The sequence below is a fragment of the Acidovorax sp. ACV01 genome, assembly GCF_014851495.1.
Lineage (GTDB): Bacteria > Pseudomonadota > Gammaproteobacteria > Burkholderiales > Burkholderiaceae_C > Acidovorax > Acidovorax radicis.
Genome location: NZ_JACUZT010000001.1, coordinates 136,374 through 149,943, shown reverse-complemented (window position 1 = coordinate 149,943; position 13,570 = coordinate 136,374). Strand labels below are relative to the sequence as shown.

Genomic DNA, 13,570 nt, shown 5'->3' with positions numbered 1-13,570 from the left:
TTTTTCCGACACAAAACCAGAGAGCTGACGCGATGAACTACCCCGATTTCCAGATTGACTGGCTGCGCGCCTTTGTGGCCGTGGTGGACGCGGGCTCGCTCTCGCGCGCGGCGCCGCTGGTGCACCGTTCGCAGTCGGCGGTCAGCATGCAGATCAAGAAGCTGGAGGCCGCACTGGGCCGCCCGGTGCTGCTGCGCGGGCCGCGCCATCTGGAGGTGACACCCGCCGGGGCCGAGCTGCTGTCGTACGCGCGCCGCGTGCTCGATCTGCAGGCCGAGGCGCACGCGGCGCTGTTCGGCCCGCAGCTGGCGGGCCGGGTGCGGCTGGGGGTGCCGGACGACTACGCATCGACCTACCTCACGCCGGTGCTGCGCAGCTTTTCGCACCGCTACCAGGGCGTGGAGATTGAGTTGACCTGCGAGCAATCGACCTCGCTGATCCCACGCGTGGTGCGCGGCGAGCTGGACCTGGCCCTGGTCTCGCGCGACAAGCCGCAGCGGGGGCATTTTTTGTTTGAAGAGCCGCTGGTGTGGGTGGGGGCTGCGCAGTTTGAAGCGTGGCGGCGTGACCCGCTGCCGATTGCGGTGTACGAATCGGCCAGCATGGCCCGACAGGCCACCCTGGCGGCACTGGACACGCGGCGCCGAGCCTACCGCATCGTGTACCACAGCTCCAGCCTGGCGGGCCAGCTGGCTGCGGTGGAGAGCGGTTTGGCGGTGGCGGTGCTCACGCGGTGCAGCGCGCCAGCCCATCTGCAAATCTTGCAGAACCTGCCCGCGGAGTTTGACCTTCCGCCGCTGGCTTCGATGAATGTGGCGGTGCTGCGCAGCAAGGTGTCGCTGCGCTCACCGGCTGTGGATGCGATGTACGAACAGGTGGTGCGGACACTGGGGCGGCGGGGCGAACTGCTACCCAAGGCCTGAGCGCCGCCGCCGGTCATCCACGGCGTCAGGCCGCCAGGATGTGCTCCAGCAGCTTTTCGCGCGGCCCCAGCAGCGCATCGCCCCCGATCAACCGCAGCGCACCGCCCGGCCCCGCCACCACCAATTGCGGCACGCCCCGGGCGCCCACGGCGCGCAGCGTGGCTTGTGCGCTGGCGATGCGTTCGGCCACCAGGTTGTGCAGCGCGGCAGTGGGTGCGAGCGTCAACGCTGCGGCATCCGCCAGGCCCAAAGCCCGCAACAGGTCCGCCAGCACCTCGGGTTCTGCCGTGTCGCGGCCTTTCACATAACGTGCGTGCTGCAGTGCGTGCAAGGCTTCCAGTTCACTTTCAGGCGCAGTCTGCGCCACGGCGGTCAGCGCGAGGGTGGCAGGGCCTGAATCAAAGCGGCCGGACGCAGCACCCAGAATTTGGTCGCGGTAGGCCTGCGTGAAGGGCTGGCCTGTGAGCTGCTGGATGCGCTGGTCGTTGGACCAGGCGTACGCAGCGAATTGCGCATCCATGGGCCGCGCCCCGGCGCCCGCAAACAGGCCCGTGGGCGCCAGCGAGACGTGCACGCCGTCCACGCCTTGCAGGTATTGCAGCGCCGGCGCGGCGGCGTAGCACCAACCGCACAAGGGGTCGAACAGATAGGTCACCGTGGTGGGCATGGAGGGCATGGATCAGGGTCTTTCAACGTCAGGGGGTGAGGATGAAGCCAGCGCGGCCTCGAAAAGCGCCAGCTCTTCGGCGAGGGTGCCCCGGCTGCGGAAGTGGCGGCCTGCACGGTCGTACCAGTTCTCGGCATCTTCCAGATCACCCTCTTGCAGGTGCAGGATGCCGTGGAGCCAGGCGGCGAGCATGGAGCCGTCGTGTTGCACCAGATCGTGCGCCGCGTTCCAGCGCCCGGCGTGCAGGTGGTCCAGGACGGGTTGAAGGGGGTGCGTTGGCACGATCTGGTGTCCGATCACTTTTGGGGGTTGGTGAACATGGGATTGCCACTGACCGTCTTGGCCGTTTCTTCTTGCAAGACGTCCCAGTGCTCCACAATTTTCCCGTTGGCCAGGCGGAAGATATCGACGCCAATCATGACCTTGGGGCCCATGCCCGCGTAGCGGCCGTGCATCATGACGAAGTCACCTTCGGCCACCACCATGCCGGGCTCGTACTTGAAGTCGGGCGGCAGGCTGCCGACCCACCCCTTCAGAACCTCGGACCCGTTGGGCACGGCGGGGTTGTGCTGGATGTAGTTGGGGGACCAGTATTTGTCGATGACCGAAGCATCGCGCGTGATGAACAGGCCCTTCATGCCGGCCACGACGATTTCCTTGTTGGTCTGGGCAAACGCATTGGCAGAGAAAACTGCGGCCAGCGATGCAGCGACGAGGAACACTTTGAACGGTTTCATTCTTGACTCCAGTGAGGGTTGTTGTTGACTACGGGCTTACCACTTCATCTCGCCCTTGTTCACCTTGGCGCCGATGTCCAGCGACAGGCCCATGGGCGCTGCAGGGTAGGCCTTCTTCATCGCGTCGATGAGTTCGGCGCCCGTCTTGGTGGCGGCGGCATTCTTCTCAAACGCTTGCAGGTAGCCCTTGGTGTAGGTCACCGCTGTCACGTCCAGCGTGGTGCCGGGCAGCATGTGGCCGGGCACCACCACGGTGGGCTGCAGGGCAGCCATTTCGTCAAGCTGGGCGATCCAGGCGCTGCGCTCGGCCACGGTCTGGGTGTCGGCCGTCCACACATGCAGGTTGCCGAACACGCCGATATTGCCCACCACGGCCTTCACCGAAGGAATCCACGCATATGGGCGGTGCGCCAGCAGGCCGGTGGTGCCACGGATCTCGACCGTCTGGCCGTCCACCGTGAGGGTGTTGCCGCTGATGGCCTTGGGCAGCACAGGCGTGCGCGGTGCATTGGCACCCATCTTGGGGCCCCAGAAGGCGAGCTTGCCGGCGAGCTTGGCGTTGATCTTCTCCAGCACGGCGGGGGTGGTTACCACCTCAGCCTTGGGGAAAAATTCCTTGAGCGTTTCCACGCCGAAGTAATAGTCGGGGTCGGCCTGGCTCACGTAGATGGTCTTGAGTTCCTTGCCGCTGTCGAACACGTTGGCGGCAATGCGCAGCGCGTCGGCGCGGGTGAAGCCAGCGTCGATGACCATGGCTTCCTTCTCGCCGTACACCAGCGTGGAGTTGACGTTGAAGCTGTTGCCGTCGGCGTTGTAAACCTTGATCTGCAGGGGCTGGGCGGCGTGGGCGCCAGCAAAGGCAAGGGACAGAGTGGCGGCGATGAGGGTGGTGCGGAACATGGCGGTTTCTCCAGGGTTTGAAGGGGTTTGCGTTGATGGCGGAATGAAGTTTATTTGCACCAATCGATCCAATAAACCCCATAAAATGCGCATATTTGTTGCGCAAATAGATCAAATATGGATCGTTTGACCGCCATGCGGGTGTTTGTGGAAGTGGCCACCAGCGGCAGCTTCAGTGCCACGGCCGACCGGCTTGAGATGTCGCGCGCCATGGTCACGCGCTATGTGGGCGAGATGGAGCAGTGGTTGCAGGCGCGCCTGCTGCAGCGCACCACCCGCAGCGTGACGCTGACCGATGCCGGTGAACTGGCGCTGCGCCGCTGCCAGCAGATGCTGGCGCTGACCCAGGACCTGGAAGAAGAAACCGCCACCACCACCGAGGGCGAGCTGCGCGGGCAACTGCGCATCACCTGCAGCGTGTCGTTTGCGTATGCGCAGATGGGCGCGGCGATTGCTGACTTCTTGGCGCAGCACCCGCAGCTCAAGATCGACCTGGACGCCAGCGAGGGCTCGCTGAACCTGGTGGAGCGCCGCATCGACCTGGCGATCCGCATCAGCGCCGAGCCCGACCCGCTGCTCATCGGCCGGCCGCTGGCGCGCTGCGATTCAGCGCTGGTGGCATCGCCCGCCTACCTGGCGGCACACGGCACGCCCCAGGAGCCCGCCGACCTGACCCGCCACCGTTGTTTGAGCTACGCCAACTTTGGCAAAAGCGTGTGGCAGCTCACCCGCGGTGACGAGATAGCCCGCGTGGGCGTGACCAGCCCCTTCAGCGCCAACGAGGCCACCACGCTGATGCGCGCCGCCTTGGCGGGCGGCGGCATCGCACTGCAGCCCACCTACCTGGTCAACCCCTATCTGCACAGCGGTGAACTGCAGGCCGTGCTGCCCGCGTGGAGCCTGCCGGTGATGACCATCCACGCGCTGTACACCTCGCGCAGGCACCTGTCGCCGGCGGTGCGGGCGCTGCTGGATTTTTTGGTGCTGCGGTTTGCGGGGGTGCCATGGTAGTGGTGCGTTAGTTGGCGTAGTGGCCAGGGTGATTGCTACTTTTTTAATAGCTGGTGGCGCTTACGGATCAAGCGCTGGTGGCTGTTTTTTCTTGATTTGGAGGGGCGCTTGAACGCTCGGCGGTGTTCTGGCCCCTCGCCCCTTGCGGGAGAGGGGTTTGGGGAGAGGAGGCCGCCGCCAAGAGGCACAACGGCACCAGAACCACAGCCCCACCCCACATACCCCATCACCTCACGGCAACACCGCCGCCGCCTTGGCCCGCGCAATCTGCAGGTCCGCGTCGCGCTGCAGCAGCAGGCGCTGCGCCACCAGCGCGTTGGCGGCCTCGGTCACAGCCGCCACGTAGCCGTCTTGTGTGCCATACAACTCCTCCAGCGACGTGCGCGCATCGCCCGCCGCCAAGCGCGCGGCGCGCGTCTTGTGGAAGGGGATGAAGCTGCCGGTGAGGTTGGCCAGGTCGGTGATGCCGGGTGTGGCGACGTAGTTGAACTCGATGCTGGTGCCCAGGGGCGCACGCGCCTCCACGCTGCGGATGCCGGCGCGGGTGAGGCCGGTGGACGCATCGACCTGCGGCACCATGATCGCGTAGTCGCGGCCCAGGTTGCGCGGGGGCAGGATGGTGGCGATGCCCGATTCGTCCTGCGGGATGTACTGCGGACCGAAGTCGAACAACGGGAAGTTGTTGTACAGGCCCCGGTAGCTGAACTCAGGGATGGCCGTCTGCACGCCGCCCACGGACCAGGTCAGCCCCTTCATGGCCGGGAACGCCAGCGCCTCGGGCCGCACCAGCGTGCCGTTGTCGATGCGCGGCACCTGGCTGGCGGGCGGCAGCGTGCCGCGCACCACCCAGTCTTCCAGGTTCAGGAACAGCGCGCGGAAGGTGTCGTTGAAGTGCACCACCGTGCCCGTGGGGTAGGTGGCGCGCGTGGGCGCATACGCGATGCTGGCCGTGCCCCCCCCCCCGCCGTGCTGGGTGCTGGCGTAGTAGTAGATGCGCGCGTTCTCGGGCTGGGCCAGGTCCCTGGTGCCGCGGGCGTCGGTCAACACGGGCGAGCCCTGCAGCTGCCAGAACTCGGTGCCCGACAGGCCCAGAAAGAACTTGGGGCAAGTGGTGGTGGCGGCGCAGCGCTTCATCACCCCGCCCTGGCGGCCGCTGATGTCGTCCTGGTAGTCCTTGTCCAGCCCGCGCGGCGCCGTCTGGCCGAAGGCCGTGTGGTCGGTGCGCAGGCCCCCGCCGCCGCCGGGCACGGCAAAGCGGGTGTTGATGTGGGTCTGGCGCGCGGCCACGTGGGCGAAGATGCCGTCGAAGACCTTGCCGCCATCGAGCGCCTGGTTGAAGCCCAGGTGCAGGAACGTCTTCATCGCGTTGCCCGACTGCGAGGTGCCCTGCCCCAGCGTGTACTGGATGCGGCCCGCCAGCGGGTTGGGCGTGCCCGACGAGTCGGCCGCCTTGCTGCGAAAGAAGCTCACCGTGTCGCGCAGCGCGGCCAGGCCCACGCCCATGACCTTAGGGTCCTTGGCGACGTAGACCAGCTCGTACAGGTAGGCCGGGTCGAACCCGCCTTTGAGGCACACGCTGGTGGGGCTGGCGGTGCCGGGGAAGGCGTTGGCGCCCGCATCGCAGGTGGCGAACTTCCAGTCGGCTGCGGGCACGGGCACGCGTGCATCCGTCTCGTTGGCGCGGCGGGTGAGCGAGTAGCCGGGCTGGGTGTTGTCCAGGCTTGCAGGCTCGTACGGGATCATGGTGCCGTTGAAGACGCCGCCTGGCAGCGTCATGGCCGGGCTGGCCACGGTGGGCACCAGTTCGGCACGGTAAGGGCCAGTGATGCTGCTGCCGTCCTTGTTCTTGGCAACGGGCACCTTCACCGTCAGGCGCGCCGGAGTGCTCTTGGGCACATCGCCCTGCCAGGCCGAATACAGCATCACATAGCCCCGCTCCAGGTACACCGCGTCGCTGGGCGTGGCCGTGGGGTTGAGCATCGTGAGGATGTTGCCGCGGTTGGGCGCGTCGTAGCGCAGCACACCGCTCGCCTTGGCCATGTTCTTGGGCTTGAGCATGACGAAGTCGGCCTGGTACTCGACCATGCCGTTGGCGTTGGTGGGCGCGAGCGCCAGGTCCTGGATGGTGGCGTTCTTGGGGTCCTTGGGGTCGACCTCGCCGCTGACGGTGCCGGTGAGGCGCTCGTATTCGCCCACATCGCCGTAGCTGCCGGGGAAGGCTTCAGTGGAGGTGATTGCCAGCTTGAAGGCCGGGCCCGGGGCGGAATCGTTGCTGCTGCCTCCGCAGGCTGCGAAGGCCGTAGCGGCAGCGGCGGTCAGCGCGAGTTTTCCGAATGCATGAAGGGATTGCATGTTGTCTCCTTGGATGGATGGGCGGTAGTGGTCGCTTGTGCGGCTCTAAGAAAAAGTGGCGGCGTCTTGTGTGCCGCACACAGGCAAGGCTTCGCCCACACCTGCCGGTGAAAGGCAGGCTGCGTAAGAAAAATATGGAAGGAGGAGATGAAACCCGGCGCAGGTCAGCGCGCCGGGCTGCGGCTTACTCGGCCTCGATGCCGGCGGCCTTGATCACCTTGCCCCACTTCTGGGTCTCGGCGGCCTGGAATTTGGCAAGGTCGTCCGGGCTGGTTGTCCACGCCTCGGAGCCTGCGTTGTCGAAGAAGCTCTTGGCCGCTGCGCTCTTGGTGGCCGCCGTGAGCAGCTCGTTCAGGCGCGCCACCACCGGTGCGGGGGTGCCGGCCGGCACATAGGCCGCAAACCAGTAGCCCATGTCGTAGCCCTTCACGCCGGCTTCGTCCAGCGTGGGCACATCGGGCAGCTGGGCGCTGCGCTTTTGGGTGGAGTAGCCCAACGCACGCAGCTTGCCCGCCTTGACCTGGGGCACGCCGGTGGAGGTGTCGGTGATCATCAGGTCGATCTGCCCGCCCAGCAGGTCGGTGATGGCCAGCGGGTTGCTCTTGTAGGGCACGTGCAGGATGTCCACGCTGGCCAGTTGCTTGAGCATCTCGCCGGCCATGCGGCTCGACGAGCTGCCGCTGCCGAAGCTGAGCTTGCCGGGGTTCTTCTTGGCAAAGGCCAGCAATTCGCCCACGTTCTTGTACGGCGCAGTGGCGTTGACCACCAGCACCTGCCCGCCCTTGCCCAGGCCCGTCACCGGCGCAAAGTCCTTCACCGGGTCGTACGAGAGTTTTTTGTACAGATGCTCGTTGGCCGCATGCGTGGTGTTGGTGGTGATGAGCACGCTGTAGCCGTCGGCCGCGGCCTTGGCCACGGCCGACGCCGCGATCATGCCGCTGGCACCGGCCTTGTTGTCGATGACCACCGCCTGCTTGGTGTCGGTGGTGATGGACTGGCCCAGCGCGCGCGCCAGCTGGTCGGTGGCGCTGCCTGCGGCAAACGGCACGACAAAGGTGATGGGCTTGGCGGGGTAAGCCTGCGCATGGGCAGCACCGCCCTGCAGCGCGCCCAGCGCCAGCACGGCAGCGGCCATCGCGTGGCGTCGGCCCAGGTTCAACAGCGAAGTGGATCGGTTCATGTTTGTCTCCTTGTGTGTAGGTATGGAAAGGCGGAAAGCGGAAAGCGAGAGGGAGTCGGTCACCGGCAAAAGAGCGGCGGCTACGGCGGTGGCGGCCCGCCAAAGTGCGGTGCCAGCGCGGCGGGCACGGTGACGGGCATGTCCAGCAGCAGGTAGCTCAGCGCCTTGCCGTGGCTGTCGAGGTTGAGCGCGTCGTTCACGCCGCCGTCCAGCACATCGTCCAGCACGATGTTCATGGCCTGCAGCTGGGGCAGCAGGTAGCGCGTGACCTGGCGCGGCTGGCGCAGCGCGAACTGGCGCGCCACGGCGGCTTCGGTGACCTGCTCGACCAGCACATCCCACAGCGCGGGGTGCCAGGCGATGACGCTGATGTTGGAGCGGTTGCCCTTGTCGCCGGTGCGGCTGTGGGCCAGGCGGTAGAGCGGAACAGTGACCGTTGCCGTGGTGGCGGGCTGGGTTGCGGCCTGGGTTGCAGAAGTCATGGTGTGTGGTCCCTCAATCAACCATCTCGAAGCGCACGGCCACGGCATCGCACGGCACCAGGCACGACACCGTGCCCAGGCGTGGGCGCATGGCGGTGCGCACCCCGCCGCCGCCGGCAGGCCCGCAGGTGTAGAGCGCGGTCACCTCGCGCACCAGGCGCTGGGCGCTGGCGTGGTCGCGGTGCTGCAGGGCCACGCGCAGGCGCACATCACGCACGTCGTTGCGGGCGTCGCCACTGTCGCTGGCGGGCGCATCCAGCCACCGGCTGGTGTCGTCGCCGAAGATGCTGGTCACGCCGATCAGGTCGATGCGCAGCGGGCCCAGGCCGCTCAGCCGCTCGCGCAGCACCTCGCCCGCCAGGCGCGCGCGGGCTTCGGCGCGCGGGCCAGCGTAGGAGATTTCGCCCTCGGCGAACCAGCCGGATTCAAAGCACACGTTGACCTTGAGCGTGGCGGGCTGTGCGTGGCCCTGCACGCCGATTAGGCGCACGGCGTCGGGCCCCACGGCCTGCACGCGGGCCTGGGTGATGTCGGCCACCACGTCGGGCGTGAGGTACGCCGCGGGGTCGTGCAGCTCGTACAGCAGCTGCTCCTTGACGGTGCGCTCGTCGATGCGCCCGCCGGTGCCGGGCGGCTTGGTGATGGTGCAGTGGCCGTCGGCGTCGATCTCGGCGATGGGGTAGCCCAATTGCGCCAGGCCCGGCACATCCTTGTAGCCGGGGTCGGCAAAGTAGCCGCCCGTGACCTGCGCGCCGCATTCGAGCAGGTGCCCGGCCATGGTGGCGCGGGCCAGGCGGTCCCAGTCGTCAGTGGCCCAGCCGTAGTGCGCCAGCGCCGGGCCCAGCACGAGCGACGGGTCGGCCACGCGGCCGCAGACCACGATGTCGGCCCCGGCGCGCAGCGCATCGGCAATGGCCTGTGCGCCGATGTAAGCATTGGCGCTGACGAGGGGCTCGGTGGGCATGGCACTGCCCAGGGCGTCCTGCAGTAGCGCGCGGTGGGCCGGGCCGCTCAGGTCGTCGCCCTGCAGCACGGCGATGCGCGGGCGGGCCAGGCCCAGCTCGGCCGCCAGCGCGTGGATGCGGCGTGCGGCGCCGTGCGGGTTGGCTGCGCCGAAGTTGCTGACGATGCGCACGCCATGCGCCAGGCACAGCCCGAGCACGGGGCGCAGCAGGTCGGCCAGCAGCGGCTCGTAGCCGGCATCGGGGTCGGTGCGGCGGGCCAGTTGCGCCAGGGCCAGCGTGCGCTCGGCCAGGGTCTCGAAGATGAGCACCGACGGCTGGCCGCTGGCGATGAGCGCCTGCACCACGGGCAAGGCCGCGTCCGTGCGGTCGCCCGAAAAGCCGGCGGCGCAGCCGACCCGCAGATGGGTGTTGTTCGCCATGAATGTTTGTCTCCTGGGCCCCACTGTAGAAACACTGCGGTATTCTGTGAAATCGATATTTATGATGAATCCATCTGCATTGCAGATAAATAGCCCTTGCGGGCTTTTCTGTCCTCGCCTTCACCCATGAGCACCGCCCACCTCTCCAGCCGCCAGATCGACGCTTTCATCGCGCTGGCCGAGCAGCGCAGCTTCACCCGCGCGGCTGCCCTGTGCCACCTGTCGCAGCCCGCGTTCAGCGCGCTGATCCGCGCGCTGGAGGACGACCTGGGCCTGCGGCTGTTCGACCGCAGCACGCGGCATGTGGACTTGACGCCCGAGGGGCACAACTTTCTGGAATCGGCCCGCCGCATCCGCGCAGAGATCACCAACGCGCTGTCGGCCGTGCGCGATGCCGCCACGCTGCAGCGCGGGCGGGTGGCCGTGGCGCTGCTGCCGTCGCTGGCAGCCGGCTGGCTGCCCGCCGTGCTGGCGCAGTACCGCGCAGCGCACCCCGGCATCGAGATCGACATCGCCGACGTGCTGTCCGAGCCCTGCATCGAGCGCGTGGCCAGCGGCCATGCCGACTTCGCGCTGGCCGCCATCCGTGCCGACACCCCTGCCCTGCAGGCCGAGCCCTTTTGCAGCGACGGCTTTTACCTGGTGTGCCCCGCAGACCACCCGCTGGCACGCCGGCGCAAGGCCATCACCGCGCAGGACCTGGCGGCCTGGCCCTTCATCCACCTGGCGCGCACCAGCAGCGTGCGCCAGTACCTGGAGGCCGCCCTGCACCCGCAGGCCATGCACACGCTGATGGAGGTGGAGCAGCTCGCCACCGTGATGGGCATGGTGCGCGCGGGCCTGGGCATCAGCGTGGTGCCGGCGCTCACGCTGTTCCACTTCGAGCAGCCGGGGCTGGTCACGCGGCCGTTGTCGCTGCCCGGGCTCACACGGCAGATCTACCTGGTGCGGCGGCGGGACGAAAGCCTGTCGGTGGCGGCGCAGGCGCTGTATGCGCTGGTGATGGCGCAGCGGCCTTGAATCACAGGCAGCAATTACTACAAATTTAATAGCTATCAGCGCTTATCCATAAAGCGCTAGCGGCCAACTTCACTTCAAATTCAGCCCTCAAGCCGCTGCGGCACGCGCATAGCTCACGGTCAGCATCTCCCACTGGTGCCCATCGGGTTCGTTCCAGTAGACGATGCGGCCACCGTGGGCCGTATCCACCTGCCCGTCCACGGGGCCGTGCACGGCGCTGCGCTACGGGATGCCCGCAGCCTGGATGCGCGCGAGGATGGCGCTGAACTCCGCATCGCTCACGCGAAAGCAGTAGTGGATGCGCGGAATGGGCTCGGGCCATTCGTCGAAATCGATGGTGAAACCATCGTTCACGAACACGGGCGCAAATGGACCCACGCCGGTTTCGGACCAGGGCACGCCGAGCAGTTCGGCCAACAGCCGGGCGGCGGCCAGTTTGTCGCGGGCGGGCACCATGAGGTGATCGAGCTGGATGGGCATTGTCCAAACCTCCCGTAGAAGTCCAAGGCCTCGCAGCCTTGGGGGAACCAGATGGCCGCAGTGTAGGGGCAGCCGCGGCGGTCAGCCCGCCAGCGCAAACTGCCCCAGGTGCTCAAACCGCCCCTCAACCACCTGCCCCACCCACAGCGCCTCCACGCGGCCGGGCAACGAGACACCAGCAAGGTTGCGGTCAATGCACCACTGCCGCGCCCGCGCGGCGGAGGCAAACGCCCCCACCGTGATATGGGGCGTGTAGGGCAGATCCAGCCGAAGATGGGCGGCCAGCGGGCCGCTGTACAGGGCATCGTGCAGCAACGACAGCGCGGCGTAGCCCTCGTCCGGCACCAGGTACGCATGGGCGCGCTGGCTGTATGCATCGGCCCCCAGCATCGCGTAGCGGCAGTGAAAGGCGATGGGCGCAGTGCGCGCCGCCACTGCCGCCACATGGGCCAGGTAGGTGGTGGCGTCCACCCCGTCACCAGCAAACACCAGCGTGAAATGCGGGCGGATCAGCGCATGGCCGGTGGGGTCGTGGTCGGCGCGCCAGGTGTCCACGGCGAGCAGGTCTTGTGCATCGCATTCCGGGTAAGCCACGGTGTAGAGGGTGGGGTTCAAGGGGGGCCTCCGCAGTGTGTCCTTAGAACCTGTTCAAGATCTTTTCAGGGTCGCACAAGTACCTTGCCCGAAGGGTTGGAGTGAAATCGGGCGATTGGAAGCCTCGTCTGCTTGCATGGGCACAAGCCCATGCTGTGCATCCGAAGCATCCACTCATCCCGATTGCACTCCAATGCGATCCCCGAAAAGATCTTGAACAGGTTCTTAAGCGTACTGCACGATGGACTGGGCGGGAGGATCGCCAGGTACCCCACCCAAGGTCGGGTTGCGTGCGGGAGATGTATCTGCCTACGCTCTGCGGTTGCGTGTATCTGCCCTCCCTTCCCGTGACCTTGCCAACCCCCATGCCCGCCAACACCCATACATCCGCAGCCCCGTTTGCCAGCCCCTCTGCGGCCCACGCCCCCACCAACCTGCGGGCCTGGGTGTGCCACGACTACGGGGGCGCCGAGGTGCTGGAGCTGCAGACGCGCCCCTGCCCCACACCCGGCCCACGCGATGTGCTGGTGCGGGTGATTGCGGCCAGCGTGTCGTCAGCCGACGTGCGCATCCGCACGCAGAACCTGCCGCGTGGATTTGGGCTGCTGGGACGGCTGGCGTTTGGTCTGGCGCGGCCACGCCAGCCGGTGCTGGGGACCGACGTGGCCGGTGTGGTGGAGGCCGTGGGCCGTGACGTGCAGGGCTTTCAACCGGGCGACGCGGTATTGGGCGTGGCCGGCGTTGCCATGGGCTGCCATGCCGAATACTGCGTGCTGCCCGCCACCAAGCCCCTGGTGCACAAGCCCGCGCGGCTGTCGTTTGTCGAAGCGGCCAGCCTGCCGTTTGGTGGTTTGGCAGCGCTGCACTTTCTGAACAAGGCCCAGGTGCGGGCGGGCGAGAGGGTGCTGGTGATTGGCGCATCGGGCGCCGTGGGCAGTGCCATGGTGCAGCTGGCGCGGCACCGGGGTGCGCTGGTCACGGGGGTGTGCAGCGCGGGCAATGTGGCGCTGGTGCTGGCGCTCGGCGCACACGACGTGATCGACTACACCGCGCAGGACTTCACCCAAACCGCGCAGCGCTGGGACGTGATTGCCGACACCGTGGGCGCCAGCAGCTTCGCCACCTGCCTGGCAAGCCTGAACGAGCACGGCCGCTACCTGTCGGTGGCGGGCAGCCTGATGGAATTGTTGGCCCGCCCACGCGGCACACGCCGCAGCATCGGCGGCCCTGCGCCCGAGCGTGTGCAGGACCTGCAGATGCTGGTGGATCTGGCCCGGGCCGGTGCGCTGCAGCCCGTGGTGGACCGCACCTACCCATTCACCGATTTGCCCGCTGCGCACGCGTATGTGGAGACGGGGCGCAAGCGCGGGGCGGTGGTGGTGGCCTGGCCCGAACCATGACCGAAGTGGGCCCCCCCCTCAGGCTGACGGAGCGTCCGGCAAAGGGGATTGCCGCGAGGTTGACATGTGCATTAATGTGCACATATGCTCTACCCATGACCTCCCCCCGCGAAACCGCTGCCGCCGCCTGCATTGATGCACTGGACAGCGCCTTCTTCAAAGCATTGTCCGAACCCGCGCGCGTGGCCATCTTGCGGGTGCTGGTGCTGCAGGGCCGCGCCGATGTGGGCTCGATTGCCGAGCAGGTTCCCCAAGACCGCTCCGTGGTGGCGCGCCACCTGCAGGTGCTGGAGCGTGCGCGCATCCTGCGGTCGGAGACCGAGGGGCGGCACACCTTCTACGCCATCGATGGCGACGGTGTGCTGGAGCAGATGAAGGCCCTGACCACCCTGCTACAGACCTTGCAGCCGCTGTGCTGCCCCCGTTGACCGCTGCCACAA

Annotated in this window: 16 protein-coding genes; 5 read left to right on the top strand and 11 right to left on the bottom strand. The window is 67.4% G+C overall.

The genetic code is table 11. The features are described 5' to 3' along the window. The first annotated feature begins 32 nt into the window (after positions 1-32). On the top strand, positions 33-923 hold the full coding sequence (locus tag IB243_RS00720) for a LysR family transcriptional regulator (RefSeq protein WP_010461083.1): 891 nt from the start codon (positions 33-35) through the stop codon (positions 921-923). A 25-nt stretch (positions 924-948) separates the two neighbouring features. Here IB243_RS00720 and IB243_RS00715 read toward each other — a convergent pair whose 3' ends face one another. The 4 genes from IB243_RS00715 to IB243_RS00700 are packed head-to-tail and all read right to left on the bottom strand — an operon-like array spanning position 949 to position 3,227. After that, complete coding sequence (locus IB243_RS00715; RefSeq protein WP_192424310.1) at positions 949-1,599, bottom strand: DsbA family protein; 651 nt, start codon at positions 1,597-1,599, stop codon at positions 949-951. A gap of 3 nt (positions 1,600-1,602) precedes the next feature. Continuing rightward, the gene (locus IB243_RS00710; protein ID WP_181147533.1) at positions 1,603-1,872 is read right to left on the bottom strand and encodes a hypothetical protein; all 270 of its coding nucleotides are present in this window, start codon (positions 1,870-1,872) and stop codon (positions 1,603-1,605) included. Between the two features lie 14 nt (positions 1,873-1,886). Beyond that, positions 1,887-2,327, bottom strand: a complete 441-nt coding sequence (locus tag IB243_RS00705; protein ID WP_192424308.1) for a nuclear transport factor 2 family protein — start codon at positions 2,325-2,327, stop codon at positions 1,887-1,889. 36 nt (positions 2,328-2,363) lie between these two features. After that, entirely contained in the window at positions 2,364-3,227 is an 864-nt protein-coding gene (locus IB243_RS00700) for an MBL fold metallo-hydrolase (RefSeq protein WP_010461079.1), read from the bottom strand. Positions 3,228-3,344: 117 nt separating this feature from the next. On the opposite strand from IB243_RS00700, the gene IB243_RS00695 reads away from it, so the two are divergent. After that, the gene (locus tag IB243_RS00695) at positions 3,345-4,238 is read left to right on the top strand and encodes a LysR family transcriptional regulator (protein WP_192424306.1); all 894 of its coding nucleotides are present in this window, start codon (positions 3,345-3,347) and stop codon (positions 4,236-4,238) included. Between the two features lie 231 nt (positions 4,239-4,469). Here the strand turns inward: IB243_RS00695 and IB243_RS00690 are convergent, their stop codons facing one another. From IB243_RS00690 to IB243_RS00675, 4 genes are all read right to left on the bottom strand, one after another. Further along, on the bottom strand, positions 4,470-6,590 hold the full coding sequence (locus tag IB243_RS00690; RefSeq protein ID WP_192424304.1) for an alpha/beta hydrolase domain-containing protein: 2,121 nt from the start codon (positions 6,588-6,590) through the stop codon (positions 4,470-4,472). 184 nt (positions 6,591-6,774) lie between these two features. Further along, positions 6,775-7,770 carry a tripartite tricarboxylate transporter substrate binding protein gene (locus IB243_RS00685; protein WP_192424302.1) on the bottom strand — a complete coding sequence of 332 codons (996 nt, stop codon included), beginning with the start codon at positions 7,768-7,770 and terminating at the stop codon, positions 6,775-6,777. A gap of 80 nt (positions 7,771-7,850) precedes the next feature. Continuing rightward, on the bottom strand, positions 7,851-8,252 hold the full coding sequence (locus IB243_RS00680; protein ID WP_192424300.1) for a hypothetical protein: 402 nt from the start codon (positions 8,250-8,252) through the stop codon (positions 7,851-7,853). A gap of 13 nt (positions 8,253-8,265) precedes the next feature. Next, positions 8,266-9,636: an acyclic terpene utilization AtuA family protein gene (locus tag IB243_RS00675; RefSeq protein WP_192424298.1), complete on the bottom strand. Its 1,371-nt coding sequence runs from the start codon at positions 9,634-9,636 to the stop codon at positions 8,266-8,268. Between the two features lie 126 nt (positions 9,637-9,762). On the opposite strand from IB243_RS00675, the gene IB243_RS00670 reads away from it, so the two are divergent. Beyond that, entirely contained in the window at positions 9,763-10,656 is an 894-nt protein-coding gene (locus tag IB243_RS00670; protein ID WP_057272713.1) for a LysR family transcriptional regulator, read from the top strand. An 87-nt stretch (positions 10,657-10,743) separates the two neighbouring features. Here the strand turns inward: IB243_RS00670 and IB243_RS27250 are convergent, their stop codons facing one another. The 3 genes from IB243_RS27250 to IB243_RS00660 all read right to left on the bottom strand — a co-directional run bounded on the left by IB243_RS27250 (position 10,744) and on the right by IB243_RS00660 (position 11,751). After that, positions 10,744-10,869 (bottom strand): hypothetical protein, encoded by a 126-nt coding sequence (locus IB243_RS27250; RefSeq protein WP_255509258.1) that lies wholly within the window; start codon positions 10,867-10,869, stop codon positions 10,744-10,746. A 9-nt stretch (positions 10,870-10,878) separates the two neighbouring features. Continuing rightward, the gene (locus IB243_RS00665; protein ID WP_225584650.1) at positions 10,879-11,136 is read right to left on the bottom strand and encodes a hypothetical protein; all 258 of its coding nucleotides are present in this window, start codon (positions 11,134-11,136) and stop codon (positions 10,879-10,881) included. Positions 11,137-11,217: 81 nt separating this feature from the next. Further along, positions 11,218-11,751 (bottom strand): 2'-5' RNA ligase family protein, encoded by a 534-nt coding sequence (locus IB243_RS00660; RefSeq protein ID WP_192424296.1) that lies wholly within the window; start codon positions 11,749-11,751, stop codon positions 11,218-11,220. A gap of 344 nt (positions 11,752-12,095) precedes the next feature. Between IB243_RS00660 and IB243_RS00655 the strand changes: the two genes are divergently transcribed. Both IB243_RS00655 and IB243_RS00650 read left to right on the top strand, forming a co-directional pair. Beyond that, positions 12,096-13,130, top strand: a complete 1,035-nt coding sequence (locus IB243_RS00655; protein ID WP_192425303.1) for an NAD(P)-dependent alcohol dehydrogenase — start codon at positions 12,096-12,098, stop codon at positions 13,128-13,130. Between the two features lie 95 nt (positions 13,131-13,225). After that, positions 13,226-13,558, top strand: a complete 333-nt coding sequence (locus tag IB243_RS00650; protein ID WP_010461063.1) for a helix-turn-helix transcriptional regulator — start codon at positions 13,226-13,228, stop codon at positions 13,556-13,558. The last annotated feature ends 12 nt before the right edge of the window (positions 13,559-13,570 follow it).